1 protein-coding gene is annotated in these 691 nt (G+C 56.3%); it reads left to right on the plus strand.

The genetic code is table 11. The features are described from left to right. Nucleotides 1-215: 215 nt before the first annotated feature. Nucleotides 216-691 (plus strand): ParA family partition ATPase (gene parA / locus AUL33_RS21360; RefSeq protein WP_062213359.1); only part of this gene is annotated, 476 nt, incomplete at its 3' end.

Consider the following 691-nt stretch of genomic DNA (forward strand, 5'->3'; position numbering starts at 1 on the left):
CGCCTAGAGTGCGGGTCGGTTGCAGCACGCTAAGCGCAACAACAGCACCGTAGAATCCTGCACGACGGTCGCATGGGCTTTCGAATGAAAACCTATGGATAGGGCAATGGGAATCACTCATCTGAGCGCATGATGCAATGTGCCTTTACTCATGTCCTCACAACATGATACTCATTTGAGTAAGGGCACATCGCATCAAATATGGAGCAACCTTCGTGCATGTGATCGCTGTTTTGAACCAGAAAGGGGGAGCGGGAAAGACCACCATCGCAACCCATTTAGCCCGTGCTTTGCAGATCGGCGGCTCGGACGTGCTGTTGATCGATTCCGATCCTCAGGGCAGCGCCCGCGATTGGGCTGCTGTGCGCGAGGAACAACCTCTTTCCGTCGTGGGGATCGATCGGCCAACCATCGAGCGCGACCTGAAGAACATCGCCCGCAAGGATTTCGTCATCATCGACGGTGCTCCGCAAGCCGCCGATTTGGCAGTGTCGGCTATCAAGGCCGCGAATTTCATCCTGATCCCGGTCCAGCCGTCGCCCTACGACATTTGGGCGACCGCTGATCTTGTCGATCTGGTGAAGCAGCGCATCGAGGTCACGGATGGAAAACTACGTGCCGCCTTTGTCGTGTCGCGCGCGATCAAGGGAACCAAGATCGGCAGCGAGATTACCGACGCCTTGAACGGTTA

This window comes from Aureimonas sp. AU12 (genome assembly GCF_001463705.1).
Taxonomy (GTDB): Bacteria; Pseudomonadota; Alphaproteobacteria; order Rhizobiales; family Rhizobiaceae; genus Aureimonas.